This window comes from Xanthomonas citri pv. citri (assembly GCF_000961215.1).
GTDB lineage: Bacteria > Pseudomonadota > Gammaproteobacteria > Xanthomonadales > Xanthomonadaceae > Xanthomonas > Xanthomonas cissicola.
Window position 1 is genome coordinate 1,817,123 of the sequence record NZ_CP008998.1, and the last position, 20,519, is coordinate 1,837,641.

Sequence of the window (20,519 nt, forward strand, 5' to 3'; positions counted from 1 at the left end):
AAGCTCTTGCGATTCCCGATTCCCGATTCCCGATTCCCCAACTCAAACCGGCCCGGGCCAGGCGTTGGCGATCTTGCAGAACAGGCGTGCGGTCTGTTCGGTGTCGTAGACCGCGCTGTGGGCGTCGGCTGCATTCCAGTCCAGGCCTGCGGCCTGGGCGGCGCGTGCCAGCACGGTCTGGCCGTAGGCCACGCCGGCCAACGTCACCGTGTCGAACACGCTGAAGGGATGAAACGGGTTGCGTTTGTGGCCCACGCGCGCCACGGCCGCGTTGAGAAAATTCAGATCGAAATGCGCGTTGTGGCCGACCAGGATTGCGCGCTGGCAGCCGTATTTCTTCACTGCTGCGCGCACCGGCGCGAACACATGGTCGAGCGCTTCCTTTTCCTGCTTCGCGAATCGGAATGGATGGTCGAGCACGATACCGGTGATTTCCAGCGACTTCGGGTCGATCTCCAGCCCGGGCGCCGGCACCAGGTGTGCGCTGGCGGTCTCGCCGGGAAAGAAGCGTCCGTCGGCACCCATTTCGATCGGCACGCAAGCGATCTCCAGCAGTGCATGCTTGTTCCAGTCGAACCCGCCGGTTTCTACGTCCACCACCACGGGCAGATAGCCACGAAAGCGGCGCGACATCGGCAAAAAGGAGGGGGCAGGCTGTGCATCGACCGGTTCGTTCATCCGCATAGCCTAGCAGGTCGCACGTCGGGCTCTGCCTTGGCTGCAGGCTTGCAGATTCATACCTGCGGCGGCTGCGGCCCGCATCACCCGGTGCATGACCTAACACCATGCCGTTGGCGCGCACGATCGCCCCGTGTTGGCGAGCATTTTTTTCGAACCGGGCGGCTGTGGACCATATGCGTCGGTCGCCCCCACACCAAATAGGAGAAGCCCGATCCGCGTTGCCACGGACCGGGCCTCACTGACGACACGGTGAGCAAGCGCTTAGTGCCCAGCGACGACGCTGGTGATGAGCCCGGTGGCCACTGCGATCAGCACGTACGTGTTATCCACGCGACGCCATTCGTGTCCACGCGGCGGCGGCTTGAGATGGTGCTTGTGGTAGTCGGCAACGCGGCTGCCACGATGGTCCGGCGCCAGCCGCTCGCCGCGACGATACGGCGGGCCGCGCCGGTCGTTGCGGTGATCGCCGTGATCCGCCTTGCGGCGATCGTCGCGCCTGTCGTCATGCCTCTCGTCGCGATGGTCGTCATGGCGGTCAGGGCCATGGTCGTCGTGATGCTGCGCGTTGCGGTCACGGTCGTGATCGAGGTCGTGCTGCTGCGGCGCTGCAAACGCTGCGCCAGAGGTCAGCAGCGTCAAGGCCATGAAAGATCCAACGAAGCGTTTCATCAGCGGACTCCTGGGTCACAGGAAATGCCTGTGCACCTGCACGGTAGAAGTTTCAAGCTGAATACGTAATGAGAAGGCGTTCCGGCGCCTCACGGCAGCGCTGCCGGGGTCTAGACGACGCCGGTACTGCTGGTGTCGTCGCGCTTCACGCGCGGAGGCAAGGGTTGCTCGCCATGCACCAGGAACCACACGTTCTCGGCGATGTTGGTGGCGTGGTCGCCAATGCGTTCCAGATTCTTTGCCATGAACAGCAGATGCGTACACGGGGTGATATTGCGCGGGTCTTCCATCATGTAGGTGAGCAGCTCGCGGAACAACGCGGTGTACTGCGCATCCAGGCGCGCATCTTCGTCGCGGACACGGATCGCCGCATCGGCATCCTTGTTGCGATACGCCTGTACGGCTTCTCGCACCGCATCGGCCGCCATCTGGCCGAGCGCGCGCAGGCCCACGGTCTGCGGCAGCGGCGGTGCGGAATTGAGCGCGATCGAGCGCTTGGCCACGTTGGCCGCGTAATCGCCAATACGTTCGATATCGGCCGGAATCCGCAGGCCTGCAAGAATTTCGCGCAGATCGCGCGCCATCGGGCCGCGCAATGCAAGTCGCATCACGTCGTGGCTGATCGCGTGCTCCAGCGCATCGATCGCCTCGTCGTTGACCACGATGCGGTGCGCGGCATTGTCATCGCGACGCTCCACCACATCCAGTGCGGCTTCCAGCTGCGCCACCGCCGTCTCGCCCATGCGCACGATCTCGGCGACGAGACGGTGCTGCTCCTCGTCGTAGCTTTTGACGATATGGTCGTTGAGGTGCTGGTTCATCGTGATCTCGATTCGTGGCAGTGGTGGATGTCCGCCGTAACCTTGGCGACATGGCACATGATGCAAATGTCGTGCCGGGCGGTGTGGCGGAACTGCGTCAATGCGGCGTTGCGCTGGCGCGCCTTACATCAACCGAAGCGGCCGGTGATGTAGTCCTCGGTCTGTTGCTTGGACGGCTGCGAAAAAATGGTTTCGGTGCGGTCATGCTCGATCAGATCGCCCAGGTACATGAAGGCGGTGTAGTCGGACACGCGCGCGGCCTGCTGCATGTTGTGGGTGACGATCACGATGGTGTAGTCGCGCTTGAGCTCTTCCACCAACTGTTCGATCCGGCTGGTGGAAATCGGGTCCAGCGCGGACGTCGGTTCGTCCAGCAACAACACATCCGGGCGCAGCGCTACCGCACGTGCGATGCACAGGCGCTGCTGCTGGCCACCGGAAAGACCCAGCGCGCTCTGCCCCAGCTTGTCCTTGACCTCGTCCCACAGCGCGCCCTGGCGCAAGGCCTGCTCGACGCGGTTCTGCATGTCGGCTTTGGACAGTTTTTCGTGGTGGCGGATGCCGTAGGCCACGTTTTCGAAGATGGTCATCGGAAACGGCACCGGCTTCTGGAACACCATGCCCACCTTGCTGCGCAGGCGGTTCATCGGGTACTTCGGCGACAGGATGTTTTCGTTGTCCAGCAATACCTCGCCGCGCGCTTCCATCTTCGGATACAGCGCGTAGATGCGGTTGAAGATGCGCAGCAAGGTCGACTTGCCGCAGCCGGAGGGACCGATCAACGCAGTGACGCGCTTTTCGGGGATCTCGATGTTGATGCTCTTGAGCGCGTGGTACTTGTCGTAATAGAAATCCAGATTGCGTGCGGCCACCTTCACCGGCGCCTGCGCCGTCGGCGCCCCCGTGGCGGCCGGGACAGCGATGCGATGCATCGGCTTGGCGTTTTGGAGATCGTTCATGTCGGGTGTCCGGAAGGAAAGGTCAGTCATTGGAGATCTTGTTGCGCAAGAGCAGGGCGCGCGCGCCCAGGCTGACCAGCAACACGAACACGGTCAGCACCAGCGCGCCGGCCCAGGCCAGCGTCTGCCAGGTGTCGTACGGGCTGCCGGCGAATTGATTCATGATCACCGGCACGCTGGCCATCGGCTGGAAGATGTTGCTGTTCCAGTACTGGTTGCCGAATGCGGTGAACAGCAGCGGTGCGGTTTCGCCGCTGATGCGCGCCAGCGCCAGCAGCACGCCGGTGACGATGCCTGCCGAGGCGCTGCGGTACAGCACCTGCACCGTGACTTTCCACTGGGGAATGCCCAGCGACAATGCCGCTTCCCGCATCTGCGCCGGCACCAACCGCAGCATTTCGTCGGTGGTGCGCACCACCACCGGCAGCACGATGAAAGCCAGCGACAGCGCACCGGCGAATGCCGAAAAGCGTCCGCCGGTCTGCATCACGTACAAGGTGTAGACGAACAGGCCCAGCACGATTGAGGGCGCCGACAACAGGATGTCGTTGACGAAGCGCACCACCACGCCGGCCTTGCGCGCGTTGCCGTACTCGGCGAGCCAGGTGCCTGCAGCGATGCCCAGCGGCGTGCCGATCGCCAGTGCCAGCCCGCACATCACCGCACTGCCGAAGAAGGCGTTGAGCAGGCCGCCTTCCTGCATCGGCGGCGGCGTCATCTTGGTAAACAAGTTGAGATCGATGCCCGGCACGCCCTTGGACACCAGCGTCCACAGGATCCAGGCCAGGAAGAACAGACCAAACAATGCAGTGACGCACGAGAGCAGCAACGCGATGGCGTTGGTGACCCGGCGGCGGTTGTACAGCGATTGCGACACCGAAGCGGCGGACATCAGTTGCCCTCCCGACGCGACAGCTGCATGAGCATGAAGCGCGCGATGGCCAGCACGATGAAGGTCACGATGAACAACACAAAGCCCAGCAGCAGCAATGCCGACCGATAGGTTTCAGTGGCCTCGCCGAAATCGTTGGCGATCAACGCCGCGATAGTGGTGCCGGGCTCCAGCAGCGACGGCGACAGGCGCACCGTGTTACCGACCACGAAGGCCACCGCCATGGTTTCGCCCAGCGCACGCCCCAGACCCAGGAACACACCGCCGATCACCGCAGAGCGGGTGTAGGGCAGCACGATGTCCCAGCTCACTTCCCACTTGGTGGAGCCCAGCGCGTATGCAGATTCCTTCAAGCGCGTGGGCACGGTCAAAAACACTTCGCGCATCACCGAGGAGATGAAGGGAATCACCATGATTGCCAGCACGAAGCCGGCGGTCAGCAGGCCGATGCCCAACGGCGGGCCCTGAAACAACGGGCCGATCAGCGGCAGCGTGCCGAGATGATCGTTGAGCCATGGTGTGACGTGCTCGGTCATCACCGGCACCAGCACGAACAGGCCCCACATGCCGTAGATGATCGACGGGATGCCGGCCAGCAGTTCGATGGCGGTGCCGACCGGGCCACGCAGCCAGCGCGGCGCCACCTCGGTCAGAAAGAACGCGATACCGAAACTCACCGGCACCGCAATCAGCATCGCGATGACCGCGGTGACCAGGGTGCCGTAGATGGGTGCCAGCGCACCGTATTTGTTTTCGACCGGATTCCAGTCGGCCGAATAGAAGAAACTCAGGCCCTGCATCTGCAAGGCATGGCGTCCGCCCCACAGCATCGACAGCGCCGCGCTGCCGAGCGCCAACAGGACGAAAACGACCGTAGCGGCCAGCGCAAGCTTGAACAGGCGATCGGCGCGTGCGTCGCGCAGGTCGCGGCCGCGTGGCGCGGTCATCGCTTCGGGAATGGCGGTGGCATTCATTCGATTGGACTCGTCACCCGCGCAACGGCGGGAGCGTGAGACAGCAGGAACGGCGAGGCACCTTCAGGTACCTCGCCGCAGCGCAGCCCGCCGCATGGGCGGGTGCAGGGCATTACTTGAACTCGCTGCCCCAGTAGGCTTCGATCTGCTTCACCAGCTCCGGCGGCAGCGGCACGTAGTGCAATTCGCTGGCCTGGGCCTGGCCGTTTTCCAGCGCCCACTTGAAGAAGTCCAGCGTCGCCTTGCTGCGCGCGGCGTCCTTGGGCTGCTTGTGCATCAACATGAAGTTGGTCGCGGTGATCGGCCATGCCTTCTCGCCCGGCGCATTGGTGATCACCAGATTGAAGTCACGGGCGTTGGCCCAGTCGGCGCTGGCAGCGGCGGCGGCAAAGCTTTCCGCATTCGGCTCGATCCATTGGCCGGCCGCGTTCTGCAGCGAGGTGTACGGCATCTTGTTCTGCAGAGCGTAGGCAAGCTCGACATAGCCGATCGAGCCCTTGATCTGCTGCACGTACGACGCAACGCCCTCGTTGCCCTTGCCGCCCACGCCACCCGGCCACTGCACCGAGGTGCCTTCGCCGACCTTGCTCTTCCACTCCGGGCTGACCTTGGACAGGTAGTTGGAGAAGTTGAAGGTGGTGCCCGAACCATCCGAGCGATGCACCAGGTTGATCTTGGTGGCGGGCAGGGTCACGCCCGGGTTGGCCGCGACAATGGCCGCGTCGTTCCACATCGTGACCTTGCCCAGGAAGATGTCGCCCAGCAGGGCGCCGGTCAAGCGCAGCTTGCCCGGCGCGATGCCTTCCAGATTCACCACCGGCACCACGCCGCCGATGGCGGACGGGAACTGCCCCAGGCCAGCCTGTTGCAGTTCGGCGCTGTCCAGTGGCTTGTCGGTCGAACCGAAATCCACCGTGCCGGCCTTGATCTGCGCAATGCCGCCGCCGGAGCCGATCGATTGATAGTTGACCTTGTTGCCGGTGGCGGCGTTGTAGTCGGCCGACCACTTGGACACCAGCGGATAGATGAAGGAAGCACCGGCGCCGGAAATTTCAGCACCCTTGCTGTCGCTGGCGGCGGCGCCTGCGGCTGGCGCGCCCTTTGCGGCGTCTGCGGACTGCGCGTCCTTGCCGGGCGAGCACGCGGCCAGGGCGAGGGCAATGGTGAGGGACAGGGCGGTCAGGCTGGCCGACTGCAATTTCATGGAAGCTCCGAGGCTGGATTGGCCGGTGTCTCCGGCAGACCACACTATGAAATGATGTTTTTGTTACACCCGCATGACAGCGCCTTCTGGCCAACGCATCACAAAAAAGACGCGGACCACGGAGGGCGTTGCACCCTCCGGGATCCGCGTCCCGGGGCCGACGCCGGGGAGAGAGACGGCATCGTTCCTTCACGCGTTTTCGTGCTTGCTGCCAGGCCCTAGTGCACGGCGCCCATTGCCAGTTCCAGGTGGGCGGGCGGCTCGCCGGCATGGACCAGACAACGGCCCATGCCGTTTTAGAGCATGGCTTGCCCCACCAGGCCGCTGCAGCAGAGGCCTGCGCCGTACTCTTAGTGCGGCAGATTCTTGGCCCAGTACGCCTCGATCTGGGTCACCAGCGTGTCCGGCAGCGGCACGTAGTCCAACTGTTTGGCCTGCGCATCGCCCTTGGTGTAGACCCAGCGGAAGAATTCCAGCGTGTTCTTCAGTCCAGCCGGATTCTTCGGCTTTTTCTGCACCAGGATGAAGTTGGTCGCCGTGATCGGCCAGGCGTTATCGCCGGCCGCGTTGGTCATCACCAGATAGAAGTCCTTGGCCGTGCCCCAGTCGGCGCTGTTGGCAGCGGCGGCGAAGGTTTCATCCGACGGCTGCACGAACTTGCCGGCCGCGTTCTTCATTGCGGTGTAGGCCATCTTGTTCTGCAGCGCGTACGACAGCTCGACATAGCCGATGCCGCCCTTGATCTGCTTCACGTAGGCAGCCACGCCCTCGTTGCCCTTGCCGCCGATGCCGGTCGGCCACTGCACCGCCGTGCCTTCGCCGACCTTGCCCTTCCAGTCCGGGTTGACCTTGGAGAGGTAGTTGGTGAAGTTGAAGCTGGTGCCCGAGCCGTCGGAGCGGTGCACCACGGTGATCTTGCCTTCCGGCAGTTTCACGCCCGGGTTGAGCGCGGCGATGGCCGGGTCGTTCCAGGTGCTGACCTTGCCCAGGAAGATGTCGCCCAGAGTCTTGCCGTCCAACTTGAGCGTACCGGCGGCAATGCCCGGCACGTTGACCACCGGTACCACGCCGCCGATCACCGAGGGAAACTGCGCCAGGCCGGCAGCGGCCAGTTCTTCCGGCTTGAGCGGGGCATCGGAAGAGCCGAAGTCCACGCTGGCCGCCTTGATCTGGGCAATGCCGCCGCCCGAACCGATCGATTGGTAGTTGACCTGCTTCTTGGTGGCCGCGTTGTAGTCGGCCGACCACTTGGACATCACCGGGTAGATGAACGACGCACCGGCACCGGTGACGTCGGCAGCCTGGGCGCACAGTGCCAGCGAAGCGGCGAGCACGCCGACGGCCAGACGGGTCTTGAAGGAGTGGATCACGGAACAGCTCCTGTAGCGAAGGGATGAGGACGTCCCGCCGTGGTGCCATTGCAGGGCAACGGCATGACCATGCGGTGTCTGGGACATGACAGGCCGATGACGGCGTTGCGCCGTCGGATGTTCGGGCCGGCAGGAAGTGGCGGCTACCACCGCGTGCCTCGACCGAGCGCACGCGGCAGCGACGCACTTACCAGTAAAACTGCGCGCGTGCTTCGATGATCGACGGATTGTCGTCGACCAGGCCGCGCGTGCTGCTGTTGTAGCGGGTGCTGTCGACCTTGGCGTAGTCGAGCGCGAACTTGAAATTGGAGCGCCAGTACCAGTTGGCGCCGACCGTCCAGATGTTCATCTTGCCGCCCAGCACGCCATCGACGAACGGCGTGTTGCCGTTGGCGACCAGGTGGCCGTCGTTGAGGTCGAGGGTGTCGTAGCGCACCGCCAGCTGCCACATGCCCGATGCCGGCTCGTTGGGTAGCGGGGTGGTCGGCACGCCAGCCTTGTAGCCCCAGGTTTCGCCGGTGAGGTTCCAGACGCCGCTCACGTACCAGCCGTCGCTCTTGTAGTCGTGCGCATTGGCACCGATGCGGTTGGCGTTTTCCTGGAAGTACTCGCTCTGCAGTTTGAACGGCCCGGTGATCCACATCGCCTCGGCACCGGCCACGCCGACGTTGTCCACATTGGTGATGGCGCCGCTGTCGATCAGGCGAACCGTGGTCAGGTCCGCGTCGGGGCGTGCGCGCAGGCGCAAGGTGTCGTCGTCGGTGTCGTAGGCCAGGTAGCTCAGGCCGAAGTGCAGCACATTGCCAGTCTCGTTGATTGGCGCCCAGGTGCCACGCGCGCCATAGCCGTTGCCGTGCGCCTGGTTACGGGTCAGCTCGCGGCCGAATGCACTGGCGGTCACGCTCCAATTGTTGTCGCCCATGCCATAGGCCACGCCCAACCGGCGCGAGATGCCATAGGTGTTCGTCACCGACGCCTTCGACACGAAGTCGTTGTTCTTGGTGCTGGACAGTTCTTCCAGGCTGTTGGGCTGCTTGAACTGGCCGATCTGCAGGTAGTTGTTCGCGTTGCCGCCAAACTTGTACTTGATGTTGTTATCCAGGAAGCGGCCGGTGCTGCGAATGGTGGTGCCACGGATGGTGACTTCCTTCAGCACGCTCGGGTCATAGCCGGCGACCCATTCGAAGTTGCCCGGGCCCTTGCCCTTGAGGACCAGCTCGGCGCGCCGGATGCTGAATTCGGAATTGTCGCCATTGGCACCGATCGGACCATTGAGGTCCTGCACATCGTTGTGGAACCAGTTGCCGTCGGCCTGGACCAAGCCTTCCAGCGAGATTTCCGAACCGCCGATTACATCGATGGCGATCTCGGCATGTGCTGCAGGAGCGGCCAGTGCCAGCAGCAGCGCGGAACCAAGCAGGGTGGGAGCGAGTTTCATAGATGCCTTGCGACCTGAGAAAGTGGGCGCAGGCTAGGGCGTGAAGGTTGCGTTAATGTGACAAAACAACAGAAACGTAATAAGTGATTTTTGCCAATAAAGACAAGAGTTTACGGGTGTTTAAACTATGTCATCGTGTGTCAAAAAGCTGAACGGCAATGGTTTATGACAGCGCCGCGCGCCGACCCAAATCCTTGAATTCGCAAGCTGCGCCGCTGACGGCCTGAACTGGAGCCACGCCAGCCTGAACACATGCGTCAGTTTGTGCGGCGCACCACTTGCATACGCGGCGTCAGAATTGTTAGCTTCGAGGCCATGTTTCCTCGATTCCTCCAATTGCTGTTGGTCTGCCTGCTCGCGCTCTCCGCGTGGTCGGCAGCCAACGCGCACGCGCGCATGCAGGATGCGTTCGTGGGCGACGGCTTGGCGGTCATGGTGGATGCTGGCGAAGAACGCGATGCAGTTGAAGATCCGCAGGACGACGGCGATGCACAGAGCCAAGTCGACACACAGCCTGCAGACGATATCCCCTTGCTCTCCCAGGCATGGCCGATGCTGGTGCGGTATTCCCCCTCGTGGCATGCGCATCACGCGCCGGCAAATCAAAAACGCGACCTGATTCCACAGCTGCGTCCTCCAAACGCACTGATTGGCTGATCCCCGCTGTCGCTGCACCCGGTGCGTTCCGCGCCGGATTCCTACCTGATTTGTTTGTCTTTGCAATTCGCGGCGTGCGCCGCGGACTGCTATTCGTTGCCTAGAGGAATCTCCCATGGAAAGTTTGCTAGAAGGTTTTCGTCATTTCCGTAAGGAAGTCTATCCGCGCCAGAGTGCGCGCTTTCAGGAGTTGGCGGGCGGCCAGAGCCCGCATACGCTGTTCATCACCTGCGCAGATTCGCGCGTCATGCCGGAGCTGATCTTCTCCGCACAGCCAGGCGAACTGTTCGTCTATCGCAATATCGGCAATGTGGTGCCGCCTTACTCTCAGCACGTCAGCGGCGTGGTGGCGGCGATCGAATACGCCATCGCTGTGCTGGGCGTGCGGCACATCGTGATCTGCGGGCATACCGACTGTGGCGCGATGAAGGCCGTGCTCAAGCCGGAGTCGCTGGAAGACGTGCCCTCCGTGGCAGCGTGGCTCAAGCACACCGATGCGGCGCGTCATGTCACCGCGCATCACGGGCACGATCCACAGAGCCCGGATGCGCTGAACTGCATGACCGAAGAGAACGTGGTCTCGCAGCTGGACCATCTGCGCACGCAGCCGGTGGTGGCAGCGCGCCTGGCGGCAGGCACCTTGCGCATCCACGGCTGGATCTACGACATCGCCCACGGGGAGATCCGCGCCTTCGATGCCGAGAAGGGTGGCTTCCGGCCACTGCTGGCCGAAAGCACCCCCGAAGCCACTCCACGCCCGCGACTGCAGCAAGTCGTGCGCGCTGAACTCGCCTGACGGAGCCTGCCATGAACACATCAGGTATCGGCGGATATTTCCGTCAGGGACTGTTTGGGCGTGATTTATTGGCGTCCGTAGTGGTCTTCCTTGTCGCGCTGCCGCTGTGCATGGGTATCGCGATCGCATCCGGCATGCCGCCCGCCGCAGGCCTGATCACCGGCATCGTTGGTGGTTTGGTCGTCGGCTTTCTGGCGGGTTCCCCGCTGCAGGTGAGCGGGCCGGCCGCCGGCCTGGCTGTGTTGGTGTTCGAACTGGTCCGGGAGCACGGCGCTGTTGCGCTCGGGCCGGTGATCTTGGTGGCCGGTGCGATTCAGCTGATTGCCGGTCTGTGCCGCGCAGGCGTCTGGTTCCGGATGACATCGCCGGCCGTGGTGGCCGGCATGTTGTCGGGCATCGGCATCCTGATCGTGGCCTCGCAGGCGCACGTGTTGATGGATGCCGCGCCCAAGGCACGCGGTCTGGAAAACTTCGCCGCATTGCCTGGCGTGTTGTGGCAGGCCATCAGCGAGGGGACCGGCCGTAATGCGCTGTTCGTGGGTCTGGCGACGATCGGCATCATCCTGGCTTGGGACAAGCTGCGCCCGCAGCGTCTGCGGTTTCTGCCGGGTGCATTGATCGCGGTGGTGGTTGTCACGGCGACCGTGCAGTTGCAGGGCTTGAATGTCAACAAGGTCGACGTGCCGACCAATCTGTTCTCTGCGATCAGCATCCCCAGCATTTCCGACATCTTTGGCGTGTTCAACCACACCTTGCTGGTCTCGGCTGTGACCTTCGCCTTCATCGCCAGCGCCGAAACCCTGCTGTCGGCGGCAGCGGTGGACCGTATGCATCAGGGCGCACGGACGCAATACGACCGTGAGCTGGCGGCGCAGGGCGTGGGCAATATGCTCTGCGGCTTCCTGGGTGCTTTGCCGATGACCGGCGTGATCGTGCGCAGCGCGGCCAATGTGCAGGCCGGTGCGGCAACGCGTGCATCGACCATCCTGCACGGCAGCTGGCTGCTGGTGTTCGCCATGCTGTTGCCGTGGCTGTTGCGGATGACGCCGGTGGCGTGCCTGGCTGGCATCCTGGTCTATACCGGCGTGAAGATGATCAAGATCGGGCAGGTCAAGGAACTGGCGACCTACGGCCGCGGAACGGCTGCGATCTACCTGGCGACCACCTTCGCGATCGTGGCTACCGACCTGCTGACCGGCGTGCTGATCGGCTTCGGTCTGTCGCTGTTCCGTCTGGCACTGCATTCTTCGCGTTTGAAGGTGGAGGTGCGCGAGCACGCCGACAAGAAGGACGAAATGCATCTGACCCTGCAGGGTTCGGCCACCTTCCTGAAGGTGCCGGCGATGGCACGTACGCTGGAAAGCGTGCCGCCGAACACTGCGCTGCATCTGGATGTGGCCAAGCTGCACCACGTCGATCATGCCTGCATCGAGTTGTTGCGCGACTGGAGCCGGAATGCGGCCTCGCGCGGCTGCGAACTGGTGGTGGACTGGAAGGAACTGGATCGACGTGTCGAAGGTCAGCCCACGGTGGATGGCGTGCTGGTGGAACAGCGCGTCGAGCAGGCGAAAGCTGCGTAAAGTGTCGTAAACGCCCGGCGTTCGCGCCGGGTGACCCCATCGTGATCGGATGATGCATGGCGCCGAACGACGCATCATCCGGTCACGATTTTTTTTGGCGCGAGTGGGGATTCGGGATTCGTAAAAGCTTGCGGCTTTGCGGTTGCTGCGCGTGGATCAGGGCGCGCGGTTGCGTCGTTGCTCCGGCTACATTGCTGCATCAACTCCTGGTTTTTGTTTGCCGCTCAGGGGCCGGCGGCGTCTTGTCGCGGTAGCGGCATAGATCGTGGATCACGCAGCCCGGGCAATCCGGTTTGCGTGCCTTGCAGACGTAGCGTCCGTGCAGGATCAGCCAGTGATGCGCATCGTGCAGGAATTCGGACGGAATCACCTTGACCAACTTGTCTTCGACCGCGCGTACGTCCTTGCCTGGCGCAAGACCGGTGCGGTTGGAGACGCGAAAGATATGCGTATCCACGGCCATGGCGGGCTCGCCGAAGGCGGTGTTGAGCACCACGTTTGCGGTCTTGCGGCCAACGCCGGGCAGCGCTTCCAGCGCGGCGCGATCATGCGGCACGTCGCCGCCATAGCGCTCGAGCAGGATGCGGCAGGTGGCGATGACGTTCTTGGCCTTGGCGTTGAACAAGCCGATGGTGGAGATGTACCGCTTCAGGCCTTCTTCGCCGAGATCGAGAATGTCGCGCGGGGTATTGGCCACCGGATATAGCTTGCGGGTCGCCTTGTTGACGCCGACATCGGTGGCTTGCGCCGACAGCAGCACCGCGATCAATAACTCGAATGGGGTGGTGTACTCCAATTCGGTGGTGGGGTGCGGATTGAGTTCACGCAGGCGCTCGAACATTTCCTGTATCTCGGGCTTGCGCATGCTGCCGCCACGACGCGTCGGCGCCGTTGCCTGAGGTATGTTCATGGCTGCGCTCCGCCAGCGGCTTTCGCCTTTGCGCGCGCCAGGATGGCAGCGGCCAGCGGCGGCAGTGCGGGCGTTGCCGGTTGGCTGGGTGCCGGGGCGGGGGCCCTGCGCGCGTCGCGTTCGGCAGCCCGGCGGTGCAGGCGCGCGGAGCGCGCGCGATAGCGTTCGCGCGCGGCCCAGGCGTCTCGTAGACGGCGCTGCGCGCTTAGCAACGTGGCGCAGACCTGCGGGCAGTCGGCGTCCAGCGTATCGTGCTGCGGGTCGGGCAGATACGCCATCAAGCCGAGTGCCAGCGCACGATCCAGGTCGTCGGCCTGCACACAATCGAACAACAGCAGCGGCCATGGACGCGATTCCGGAATGAGGTCGAGCGTCATGGCGATATCAACGATTGCGGAACTGTGCAGGGCGTTTGTCGAGAAACGCGCGAGTGCCTTCGCGCATATCGTCAGTGGCGAATAACAACGCAAATTGCGCGGCTTCCAGCTGCAGGCCTTCTTCGATGGCGCATTCGCCGCCGAACATCACCGCATCGAGAATGCCGCGCAGCGCCAGCGGCGCCGCGTTTGCCAGGCGTTGCGCGAGCGCCAGCGTCTCTTCGTGCAAGGCATCCGCTTCGACCACGCGATTGACCAGGCCCAGTTGCAGTGCGCGGGCTGCGTCGATCGGCAGGCCGAGCAGGCACAGTTCCAGCGCTGCGGCGCGGCCGGTCAGACGCAGCAGGCGCTGCGTGCCGCCAAAGCCAGGGATCAGGCCGAGATTGATTTCCGGTTGCCCCAGGCGCGCTGTTGCTGCGGCGATGCGCAGGTGGCACGCCATCGCCAGCTCCAGGCCGCCCCCCAGCGCGAAGCCATTGATCATCGCGATCACCGGCTTGGGCATGCGTTCGATCCGGCGCATCAGCCGCTGGCCCAGCAGCGAGAATGCGCGGCCCTGGATTGCCGACAGATCACTCATTTCCGCGATATCCGCACCCGCCACGAAGGCCTTGGGGCCGGCGCCGGTGAGAATCACGGCGCGTACATCGTCCGCAGCGGCTGCGTCTTGGAACGCCTGATCCAGCGCCTGCATGGTCGCCTGGTTCAAAGCGTTCAGTTTGTCCGGCCGGTTGACCGTAATCGTCCGGACGCTGGCGTGATCGGCGATCAGAATGACGTGATTGGACATGTGAACCCTTGCGAACGTAAAAAAATAGTAAATACGGAACTTCCGAAAGCCTTGCTGGTCCTAGCTTTCGCGATAAGTAGCGGTTCGGTATCGCGGCCGTTATCCTAGCGCGTCATCTCAGGCGGCAGACCCGTCCTGTGCCACCACCCTGGAGAATTGTTTGATGAAGTTGCGTTCTATCGCGGTCGCCGTGGCGGCCCTGGCCCTGACGGGCAATGCACTGGCCCAGGACACGACGTCCGAGAAGGGCAAGTTGAGCTATTACTTCGGCTACGACTACGGCAACAATCTTGCCGAGCTCACCGGCCGCGGCGAGCAGCTCGACATCAACTCGGTGGTAAAGGGGCTGCAGGACGCCTATGCCAAGAAGCAGCCGGCGATCACTGCCGACCAGCTGAAGCCGGCGGTTGAAGCGTTCCAGAAGCGCGAGCAGGGCCGTGCCCAGCAGGCCAAGGCCGAGTACGACAAGGCCGCTGCGGCCAACAAGACCAAGAGCGACGCGTTCCTGGCCAAGAACAAGAGCACCGCCGGCGTGCAGACGCTGCCGAGCGGCGTGCAGTACCGCGTGATCGAAGCCGGCAAGGGCGCCAAGCCGACCCAGGCCAGCACCGTGCAGCTGGAAGTGGCCGGTCCATTCCCGTTCGGCGACCGCGAGAAGGCACGTCCGGCGCAGCAGATCCCGGCCATCAAGGTCAGCGAGGTCGAAATGCAGGCCATGCGCGACACGCTGCTGCAAATGCCGGCCGGCTCGAAGTGGGAAGTGACCCTGCCGCCGGAAAAGGCCTACGGCGCCGATCCGCGTACCCCGTTCCCGCCGAACGTGGCTGTGCAGTTCGAGATCAAGCTGGTCAGCGTCAAGTAATTGCACGCGATGGTGCTGCGATAACGCCGGCCACCAGGCCGGCGTTGTCGTTTTGGTCTGGCGATTGTCTGAAGAGAGCGATGCAACGATGCAGCGGCCGCAGGACCAGCGATGAGCGGCAATGACGTCGGATCCGATGATGGTCCCGATTTCGCTGCCGGCCCTCTGCCCAGTCCGTGTATCGGTGTATGTTCGCTGGACGCGCAGTCGCACTGCGTCGGCTGTTTGCGCAGCCTGGATGAAATTGCACGCTGGATGAGCATGAGCGACGCCGAACGCCAGGACTATCTGCACACGGTGCTGCCCGCACGCGCGCTGACGGCACGCCTGCCCGAATACGCGCAGTTGAGGCGGGCGCTGTATCCGCTGGACACCGCGCCGGCCGGGCCGGGTTGGAACCATGCCGAGCTGATCGACCTGACCGACGGCGACGCGTCTGCCGAAGCGGCGGTGCTGTGCGGGCTGGTGCCGCGGGAGCAGGGAACGACGGTGTTGCTGACGCGGCGTACGGACAGCTTGCGCCATCACGCCGGGCAGGTCAGCTTCCCTGGCGGACGGATGGAGCCGTCCGATGCCGACGCCGCCGCTGCAGCGCTGCGCGAGAGTTGCGAAGAAATTGCGCTGGGTGCGCAGCAGGTGCATGCCATCGGATACCTGGATCCGTTTCTGACCGTCAGTGGATTTCGAGTGACGCCCGTGGTGGCGGTCATCGCCCCGGGGTTCGTGGCGGTGCCGCAGCCGGATGAAGTGGCGGACGTCTTCGAAGTGCCGCTGGGCTATCTGATGGACCCGAACAATCTACGCAGTGTGGAACTGGAATTCCGCGGGCGCCCGCGGCGCGTGCTCGAATACGACTGGCCTGCCCACCGCATCTGGGGCGCTACCGCCGCCATTCTTCTCAATCTTCGTCGTCGCCTGGAGCAGGTTGCATGAGTGCCGATCCGAACTGGACCACGTTGGTCGATGCCGCCGTGCTGGCGGCCGCGTTGCAGCATCCGCAGCTGCGTCTGCTGGATGCGCGTGCCGCCCCACCGACCGCGCCAGACCCGCACGCAGCGCGCAAGGCGTACGCGCAGGGGCATCTGCCCGGCGCGTACTACGCCGATCTCGACCAAGACCTTGCAGCTCTTTCGCGGCCGGCGCAGGGGCGGCACCCGTTGCCGCACGGCGCGGCATTCGCCAAACGTCTGGGCGAATGGGGCATCGATCCGCACACCCAGGTCGTTGTCTACGACGCGGCCGATGGCAGCATGGCGGCTGCGCGCGCGTGGTGGATGTTGCGACTGATGGGGCATCGCCGGGTGGCGGTGCTGGACGGCGGCTTGGCCGCTTGGCGTGCTGCCGGGTTTGCGGAAAGCACCGAGTCACCTGCAGTGCGTGATGGCGCAGCGTATCCCGGCAGTTTCGATACCGCCGAGGTCGTGGATGCCGAGCAGATCGTGCAGCGACTGCAGCAGGCGCCGGGCTGGTTGCTGGACGCGCGGGCAGGCGAGCGTTTCCGTGGCGAAGTCGAGCCGATCGATCCGGTGGCCGGGCATGTGCCGGGTGCGGTGAATCGTCCGTTGGGGCTGAACCTGCGTGATGGTCGCTTCAAACCAGCTGCCGAACTGCGCGCCGAGTTGTCCGCGTTGCTGGGTGCGTACCGGCCCGAGCAGGCGGTGGTGATGTGCGGGTCGGGTGTCACGGCATGCCATCTGTTGCTGGCATTGGAAGTGGCCGGGTTATCAGGAGCGCGCGTCTACGCCGGTTCCTGGAGCGGTTGGCTGCAAGACGCCGCGCGGCCGGTCGCGACCGGCGCCTGATTGCAGGCACAATGGCGGCAGGAACGGTGACCTGTGGGGACGCGGGTTCGCTGCGCGGAGCGCAGTTTCTTGCAGTGCTGGGTGAGCCATGCGGTTGCAGTTACGGGTTGGCGCGCTGTGCGTCGCGGTGTGGACGTTGGCTGCCTGTTCGGCGGAGTCGTCCGCCGATGTCAGCGATAGGCCTGCTGCCGGTCATCGAAATGCGGCGCAGCACGATGTGTACCAGGTCGCGCTGGAACAAGCGCGTGCGGAGCGGCTGAGGCAGCTGCGTGCGCCCGACGGGTGGTTGAGCTATACCGGTTCGGGGCGCGTGCGCGCCGGCCAGTACCGTGTGGGCAGCGACCCGCATAGCGATATCGTCCTGCCTGCCGGCCCTGCGCAGCTGGGGCAACTGACGTTGGATGCTGCAGGGCAGGTGCGCTTTCGCGCAGATGCCGCCGCGTCGGTGGCGCTCGATGGGCAGCGCGTCGATGAGGTGCGCCTGGAACCGGAGCGGGCAGGGCAGCGCGGCGACCGGCTGGACGTGGGTGGCCGGCAGTTCTATCTGGTGCAGACCGGCGCCTTGTACGGCTGGCGCTTCCGCGACCCGGCAGCGCCGGCGCTGACGCAGTTCGACGGGCTGGACTATTTCCCGACCGATCCGCAGTGGCGCATCCAGGCGCAGTGGCAACCCTATCCAACGCCGCGCACGACGACCTTGCTGACGTCGATCGGCACGCCGCTCACCGTGCAGGTGCCGGGAGAAGCGGTGTTCTCGCGCGATGGCCGCCAATACCGCTTGCGGCCGCTGCTGCAGGAAGATGGCCAGGGCCTGTTCTTCCTGTTCGCCGACCGCACCAGCGGCAAGGAAAGTTATGGCGGCGCGCGTTATCTGTTTGCCGCGTTGCCCCGCGATGGTCAGGTGGTCCTCGATTTCAATCTGGCCGAAAATCCGCCATGCGCGCTGACGCCCCATGTGGTCTGCCCCATCGCGCCGCCTGAAGACCGGTTGGACGTGGCAGTCAATGCCGGCGAGAAGACCTACCGTGCGACCGAACGTTGAGCGTGCTGCAACGGGTTGACGGTGCGCGAAGGAAGATGTTTTTCGGGTCATCAAAGCATCCGAGAGCTATCACGTGCGTGTTCTGCAGGCGACGCTGCCTTTCGACGGCAAGATTGGCGCGCATGTTGAACCGCTTCTCGTCGATGTCGGCGCCGTCGGGCGCTACCGGGCATGACCGACGTAACGCAGCGAGGCGCCCACCGGCGGCGGCAGACGTGCATGAGCCGGAGTGTTGGCGGGTAGCTGCCGATCCCGCGCCCGTCACGCCGGTGCGGTGGTTGGGCAGCGTCTTTTTGTAGCCGCTCCAGATGGACCGTCAAACACCTGTCGGATGCAGGCGTCGTCCGGTTTCTACAACTGCCTCCTAACGTGGCGTGTGCGACCAGCTCACCGCCGCTTCGATACGTGACCACGGAAACAACGGTCCGGGGTCGAGCTTGCGTTGAATCTTGCGCGACGGGTCGTCGCTGGCCGCTTCCTGGGTGGTATCCAGGGCCTGATGGCCGGCGATGCGCCGCACCGACGGCAACTGCTGCTGGAGCCATTGCAACAAGGTGATCAGCGCCGCGATCTGTGCTTCGGGATACGGTTCGGTCATCTCCTGATACCGCGAATCCAGCCAGTGTGGATAACGGCCGCGGTTGACCAGTTCGATGCCCAGCGTATGCGGGTTGTGCCCGCGCACATGATGCGCAACGCGCTCCAGGGCGACGTATTGCTGGATGCTGCCGTTGCGATCGAGGTAGTAATGCCCGCTGTTCCCGGTGCCGCTGTCATAAAGCACGCGTTCGCCGTATTCGCGCGCCATCGCCATGTCCGGCAATTCGGTGCAATGGATGACCACCATGTCGATCTGGGTGAGCGCGCGCCTGGCCAACCGCGATTCGTAGGATAACGGCGCGTAGGTGATTGGCGGCGACGGCAAGACGGCATCGGACATGGAGCGGATGCTAGCATTGCCCGATGGCTTTGAATCCCGACAGCCCCCTGGGCAAATTGATGGCGACGCTGCCGCAGACCGGTCAGGTCACCTGGATCGGCGTGCGTCCGGCGCGCGACGTGGCGATGCTGGAGGTGGACGCGGCGCAGGTCACCACCGGTATTGGCCTTGTGGGAGACCGCTACAAGGGCGGCAGCGGCAAGCGTGGCGTGACCCTGATCCAGGCCGAGCATCTGCCGGTGATCGCGGCGTTGTCAGGACACGCGACCATCGCGCCGGCGACGCTACGGCGCAACCTGGTGGTGTCCGGCATTCCGTTGATCGCGTTGAAAGGGCGGCGATTCCGGATCGGTGAAATTGAACTGGAAGGCACCGACCCTTGCGACCCGTGTTCGCGCATGGAAGATGCCCTGGGCGCAGGCGGCTACAACGCCATGCGCGGCCACGGTGGGCTGTGCGCACGCGTCCTGCGCGGCGGCGTGCTGCGCATCGGCGATACGGTGCAGGCGCTATGAGTCGCGGCCATTGCATCCTCTCGCACGGCTTCGAAAGCGGCCCGGACGCCTTGAAAGTCACCGCGCTGGCCAACGTGGCCGAGCAGTTGGGCTGGACCCACGAACGCCCGGATTACACCGACCTGGATGCACGCCGCGAGGTGAGTACGCTGGGCGACGTGCGAGGCCGGCTGCAGCGCCTGCTGGAAATCGCGCGGGCGGCGGCCGAGAGGGGGCCGGTGGTGCTGGTCGGCTCCAGCCTGGGCTCGTATATCGCCGGGATGGTGTCGTTGCAGGTGCCCACCCGCGGCCTGTTTTTGATGGTGCCGCCGACCAAGATGGGCCCGATGCCGGCGCTGGACGCCGCACCGGTGCCGATCTCGATCGTGCATGCCTGGCGCGACGAACTGATTCCGGCTGCCGACGTGATCGCCTGGGCGCAGGCCCGGCATGCGCGCCTGCTGCTGGTCGACGACGACCATCGCCTTGCCTCGCACGTCGACGCGTCGGCACGCGCGTTCGCAGAGTTGTTGCAGAGCCTGTGATGCGGACGGTTCCCAGCCACGGCTGCGCGTGGTGCCACCGATGAACGTGTTGATCCGCGAAGCCACCGAAGGCGACGCCGCCGCCATCGAACTGCTGACCATGGTGGCCTTCATGCGCGCCGAACGCAGCCGGCATGACGAGCACCAGGTGATTGCAGGATTGCGTCAGGACGGCGCACTGGCGTTGTCGTTGGTGGCCGACCACGACGGCTATGTGGTCGGGCATCTGGCCGTCTCGCCGGTGGCGCTGTCCGACGATTCGCCCGGCTGGTTCGCGCTTGGCCCGCTGGCCGTGGGGCCCGGCCACCAACGGCAAGGGCTGGGCGCGCGGTTGGTGCAGGCAGCGCTCGCCACGTTGCGCGAGCGCGGCGCCGCAGGCTGCCTGGCGCTGGGCGAGCCGGCGTTTTTCCGGCGCCTGGGTTTCGCGGTCGAACCTGGCTTGGTGTTGCCCGAGGTGCCTGCATCGGAACTGCAAGCCCTGGCATTCGGCGACCGGCTGCTGCCGCTGGCCGATGTGTCTTACCACCCGGCGTTCGGGCTGGGTTGAGCGAGCTGCGTTCGCCCGGCCTGTTGCGCCGGTGTCGCGGCCGGTGCGGCGGGTTAGACTGGGCACACTTGACCTTTTTGGGATTGGTTCGATGCGCCATTGATGCCGCCGTCGAGATGACGGCCTTACCCGCTGCTGGTCCGGTTGGATCGGCGCGTGTGCTGGCATG

At 64.5% G+C, this 20,519-nt stretch carries 23 protein-coding genes; 10 read left to right on the forward strand and 13 right to left on the reverse strand.

Going from position 1 to position 20,519, the window contains the following annotated elements; all coding sequences use genetic code 11:
* Nucleotides 1-42: 42 nt before the first annotated feature.
* The 9 genes from rnt to AMD14_RS08520 all read right to left on the reverse strand — a co-directional run bounded on the left by rnt (nucleotide 43) and on the right by AMD14_RS08520 (nucleotide 9,008).
* Nucleotides 43-684, reverse strand: coding sequence for a ribonuclease T (rnt, locus tag AMD14_RS08480; RefSeq protein ID WP_011051010.1), 642 nt, complete (start codon nucleotides 682-684; stop codon nucleotides 43-45).
* Between the two features lie 258 nt (nucleotides 685-942).
* Nucleotides 943-1,350 (reverse strand): RcnB family protein, encoded by a 408-nt coding sequence (locus tag AMD14_RS08485; protein ID WP_015463041.1) that lies wholly within the window; start codon nucleotides 1,348-1,350, stop codon nucleotides 943-945.
* Nucleotides 1,351-1,460: 110 nt separating this feature from the next.
* Entirely contained in the window at nucleotides 1,461-2,171 is a 711-nt protein-coding gene (gene phoU / locus AMD14_RS08490) for a phosphate signaling complex protein PhoU (protein WP_003487149.1), read from the reverse strand.
* Between the two features lie 128 nt (nucleotides 2,172-2,299).
* Complete coding sequence (pstB, locus tag AMD14_RS08495; protein ID WP_005913798.1) at nucleotides 2,300-3,130, reverse strand: phosphate ABC transporter ATP-binding protein PstB; 831 nt, start codon at nucleotides 3,128-3,130, stop codon at nucleotides 2,300-2,302.
* Between the two features lie 22 nt (nucleotides 3,131-3,152).
* Nucleotides 3,153-4,022 carry a phosphate ABC transporter permease PstA gene (pstA, locus tag AMD14_RS08500; RefSeq protein WP_005913799.1) on the reverse strand — a complete coding sequence of 290 codons (870 nt, stop codon included), beginning with the start codon at nucleotides 4,020-4,022 and terminating at the stop codon, nucleotides 3,153-3,155.
* On the reverse strand, nucleotides 4,022-4,996 hold the full coding sequence (gene pstC / locus AMD14_RS08505) for a phosphate ABC transporter permease subunit PstC (RefSeq protein WP_003487154.1): 975 nt from the start codon (nucleotides 4,994-4,996) through the stop codon (nucleotides 4,022-4,024). Before pstC ends, pstA begins: the two co-directional genes overlap by 1 nt.
* 112 nt (nucleotides 4,997-5,108) lie before the next feature.
* Complete coding sequence (gene pstS / locus AMD14_RS08510; protein ID WP_005913801.1) at nucleotides 5,109-6,200, reverse strand: phosphate ABC transporter substrate-binding protein PstS; 1,092 nt, start codon at nucleotides 6,198-6,200, stop codon at nucleotides 5,109-5,111.
* A 350-nt stretch (nucleotides 6,201-6,550) separates the two neighbouring features.
* Complete coding sequence (gene pstS / locus AMD14_RS08515) at nucleotides 6,551-7,570, reverse strand: phosphate ABC transporter substrate-binding protein PstS (protein ID WP_003487159.1); 1,020 nt, start codon at nucleotides 7,568-7,570, stop codon at nucleotides 6,551-6,553.
* A 187-nt stretch (nucleotides 7,571-7,757) separates the two neighbouring features.
* Nucleotides 7,758-9,008, reverse strand: coding sequence for an OprO/OprP family phosphate-selective porin (locus AMD14_RS08520; protein ID WP_003487161.1), 1,251 nt, complete (start codon nucleotides 9,006-9,008; stop codon nucleotides 7,758-7,760).
* Nucleotides 9,009-9,344: 336 nt separating this feature from the next.
* On the opposite strand from AMD14_RS08520, the gene AMD14_RS08525 reads away from it, so the two are divergent.
* The 3 genes from AMD14_RS08525 to AMD14_RS08535 all read left to right on the forward strand — a co-directional run bounded on the left by AMD14_RS08525 (nucleotide 9,345) and on the right by AMD14_RS08535 (nucleotide 12,041).
* The gene (locus AMD14_RS08525; RefSeq protein ID WP_015463042.1) at nucleotides 9,345-9,665 is read left to right on the forward strand and encodes a hypothetical protein; all 321 of its coding nucleotides are present in this window, start codon (nucleotides 9,345-9,347) and stop codon (nucleotides 9,663-9,665) included.
* 115 nt (nucleotides 9,666-9,780) lie between these two features.
* Nucleotides 9,781-10,461, forward strand: a complete 681-nt coding sequence (locus AMD14_RS08530) for a carbonic anhydrase (protein WP_005913808.1) — start codon at nucleotides 9,781-9,783, stop codon at nucleotides 10,459-10,461.
* 11 nt (nucleotides 10,462-10,472) lie between these two features.
* Nucleotides 10,473-12,041 carry a SulP family inorganic anion transporter gene (locus AMD14_RS08535; protein ID WP_008572157.1) on the forward strand — a complete coding sequence of 523 codons (1,569 nt, stop codon included), beginning with the start codon at nucleotides 10,473-10,475 and terminating at the stop codon, nucleotides 12,039-12,041.
* Between the two features lie 199 nt (nucleotides 12,042-12,240).
* On the opposite strand, the gene nth is transcribed toward AMD14_RS08535, so the two are convergent.
* The 3 genes from nth to AMD14_RS08550 are packed head-to-tail and all read right to left on the reverse strand — an operon-like array spanning nucleotide 12,241 to nucleotide 14,118.
* Nucleotides 12,241-12,951, reverse strand: coding sequence for an endonuclease III (gene nth / locus AMD14_RS08540; RefSeq protein WP_015472295.1), 711 nt, complete (start codon nucleotides 12,949-12,951; stop codon nucleotides 12,241-12,243).
* Nucleotides 12,948-13,328: a hypothetical protein gene (locus AMD14_RS08545; protein ID WP_004429217.1), complete on the reverse strand. Its 381-nt coding sequence runs from the start codon at nucleotides 13,326-13,328 to the stop codon at nucleotides 12,948-12,950. The genes nth and AMD14_RS08545 overlap by 4 nt, the downstream gene beginning before the upstream one ends.
* Nucleotides 13,329-13,335: 7 nt before the next feature.
* Nucleotides 13,336-14,118: an enoyl-CoA hydratase-related protein gene (locus AMD14_RS08550; RefSeq protein WP_011051013.1), complete on the reverse strand. Its 783-nt coding sequence runs from the start codon at nucleotides 14,116-14,118 to the stop codon at nucleotides 13,336-13,338.
* A 163-nt stretch (nucleotides 14,119-14,281) separates the two neighbouring features.
* Here AMD14_RS08550 and AMD14_RS08555 point away from each other — a divergent pair, with 163 nt between their 5' ends.
* From AMD14_RS08555 to AMD14_RS08570, 4 genes are all read left to right on the forward strand, one after another.
* Nucleotides 14,282-14,980, forward strand: a complete 699-nt coding sequence (locus AMD14_RS08555; protein WP_004429231.1) for an FKBP-type peptidyl-prolyl cis-trans isomerase — start codon at nucleotides 14,282-14,284, stop codon at nucleotides 14,978-14,980.
* Between the two features lie 111 nt (nucleotides 14,981-15,091).
* The gene (locus AMD14_RS08560; protein WP_004429234.1) at nucleotides 15,092-15,913 is read left to right on the forward strand and encodes a CoA pyrophosphatase; all 822 of its coding nucleotides are present in this window, start codon (nucleotides 15,092-15,094) and stop codon (nucleotides 15,911-15,913) included.
* Nucleotides 15,910-16,782, forward strand: coding sequence for a sulfurtransferase (locus AMD14_RS08565; RefSeq protein WP_011051015.1), 873 nt, complete (start codon nucleotides 15,910-15,912; stop codon nucleotides 16,780-16,782). The genes AMD14_RS08560 and AMD14_RS08565 overlap by 4 nt, the downstream gene beginning before the upstream one ends.
* An 88-nt stretch (nucleotides 16,783-16,870) precedes the next feature.
* Entirely contained in the window at nucleotides 16,871-17,824 is a 954-nt protein-coding gene (locus AMD14_RS08570) for a DUF1684 domain-containing protein (RefSeq protein ID WP_015463045.1), read from the forward strand.
* Nucleotides 17,825-18,188: 364 nt separating this feature from the next.
* Here AMD14_RS08570 and AMD14_RS08575 read toward each other — a convergent pair whose 3' ends face one another.
* Nucleotides 18,189-18,764, reverse strand: a complete 576-nt coding sequence (locus AMD14_RS08575; RefSeq protein ID WP_004429240.1) for an N-acetylmuramoyl-L-alanine amidase — start codon at nucleotides 18,762-18,764, stop codon at nucleotides 18,189-18,191.
* Nucleotides 18,765-18,787: 23 nt separating this feature from the next.
* Between AMD14_RS08575 and AMD14_RS08580 the strand changes: the two genes are divergently transcribed.
* The 3 genes from AMD14_RS08580 to AMD14_RS08590 are packed head-to-tail and all read left to right on the forward strand — an operon-like array spanning nucleotide 18,788 to nucleotide 20,350.
* A complete protein-coding gene (locus AMD14_RS08580) occupies nucleotides 18,788-19,279 on the forward strand; it encodes an MOSC domain-containing protein (RefSeq protein WP_011051017.1) in 492 nt (163 codons plus the stop codon).
* Nucleotides 19,276-19,803, forward strand: coding sequence for an alpha/beta hydrolase (locus tag AMD14_RS08585; RefSeq protein ID WP_011051018.1), 528 nt, complete (start codon nucleotides 19,276-19,278; stop codon nucleotides 19,801-19,803). Before AMD14_RS08580 ends, AMD14_RS08585 begins: the two co-directional genes overlap by 4 nt.
* A gap of 40 nt (nucleotides 19,804-19,843) precedes the next feature.
* On the forward strand, nucleotides 19,844-20,350 hold the full coding sequence (locus AMD14_RS08590) for a GNAT family N-acetyltransferase (RefSeq protein WP_005913825.1): 507 nt from the start codon (nucleotides 19,844-19,846) through the stop codon (nucleotides 20,348-20,350).
* The last annotated feature ends 169 nt before the right edge of the window (nucleotides 20,351-20,519 follow it).

Bases quoted from the DNA above. Each gene is read 5' to 3' on its own strand.
- pstS (WP_005913801.1), bottom strand. From the start codon at position 6,200: ATGAAATTGCAGTCGGCCAGCCTGACCGCCCTGTCCCTCACCATTGCC.
- nth (WP_015472295.1), bottom strand. From the start codon at position 12,951: ATGAACATACCTCAGGCAACGGCGCCGACGCGTCGTGGCGGCAGCATG.
- pstB (WP_005913798.1), bottom strand. From the start codon at position 3,130: ATGAACGATCTCCAAAACGCCAAGCCGATGCATCGCATCGCTGTCCCG.
- AMD14_RS08485 (WP_015463041.1), bottom strand. From the start codon at position 1,350: ATGAAACGCTTCGTTGGATCTTTCATGGCCTTGACGCTGCTGACCTCT.
- phoU (WP_003487149.1), bottom strand. From the start codon at position 2,171: ATGAACCAGCACCTCAACGACCATATCGTCAAAAGCTACGACGAGGAG.
- rnt (WP_011051010.1), bottom strand. From the start codon at position 684: ATGCGGATGAACGAACCGGTCGATGCACAGCCTGCCCCCTCCTTTTTG.
- pstA (WP_005913799.1), bottom strand. From the start codon at position 4,022: ATGTCCGCCGCTTCGGTGTCGCAATCGCTGTACAACCGCCGCCGGGTC.
- AMD14_RS08590 (WP_005913825.1), top strand. From the start codon at position 19,844: ATGAACGTGTTGATCCGCGAAGCCACCGAAGGCGACGCCGCCGCCATC.
- AMD14_RS08580 (WP_011051017.1), top strand. From the start codon at position 18,788: ATGGCTTTGAATCCCGACAGCCCCCTGGGCAAATTGATGGCGACGCTG.
- AMD14_RS08585 (WP_011051018.1), top strand. From the start codon at position 19,276: ATGAGTCGCGGCCATTGCATCCTCTCGCACGGCTTCGAAAGCGGCCCG.
- AMD14_RS08555 (WP_004429231.1), top strand. From the start codon at position 14,282: ATGAAGTTGCGTTCTATCGCGGTCGCCGTGGCGGCCCTGGCCCTGACG.
- AMD14_RS08570 (WP_015463045.1), top strand. From the start codon at position 16,871: ATGCGGTTGCAGTTACGGGTTGGCGCGCTGTGCGTCGCGGTGTGGACG.
- AMD14_RS08565 (WP_011051015.1), top strand. From the start codon at position 15,910: ATGAGTGCCGATCCGAACTGGACCACGTTGGTCGATGCCGCCGTGCTG.
- pstC (WP_003487154.1), bottom strand. From the start codon at position 4,996: ATGAATGCCACCGCCATTCCCGAAGCGATGACCGCGCCACGCGGCCGC.
- AMD14_RS08520 (WP_003487161.1), bottom strand. From the start codon at position 9,008: ATGAAACTCGCTCCCACCCTGCTTGGTTCCGCGCTGCTGCTGGCACTG.
- AMD14_RS08575 (WP_004429240.1), bottom strand. From the start codon at position 18,764: ATGTCCGATGCCGTCTTGCCGTCGCCGCCAATCACCTACGCGCCGTTA.
- AMD14_RS08550 (WP_011051013.1), bottom strand. From the start codon at position 14,118: ATGTCCAATCACGTCATTCTGATCGCCGATCACGCCAGCGTCCGGACG.
- AMD14_RS08535 (WP_008572157.1), top strand. From the start codon at position 10,473: ATGAACACATCAGGTATCGGCGGATATTTCCGTCAGGGACTGTTTGGG.
- AMD14_RS08560 (WP_004429234.1), top strand. From the start codon at position 15,092: ATGAGCGGCAATGACGTCGGATCCGATGATGGTCCCGATTTCGCTGCC.
- AMD14_RS08530 (WP_005913808.1), top strand. From the start codon at position 9,781: ATGGAAAGTTTGCTAGAAGGTTTTCGTCATTTCCGTAAGGAAGTCTAT.
- AMD14_RS08545 (WP_004429217.1), bottom strand. From the start codon at position 13,328: ATGACGCTCGACCTCATTCCGGAATCGCGTCCATGGCCGCTGCTGTTG.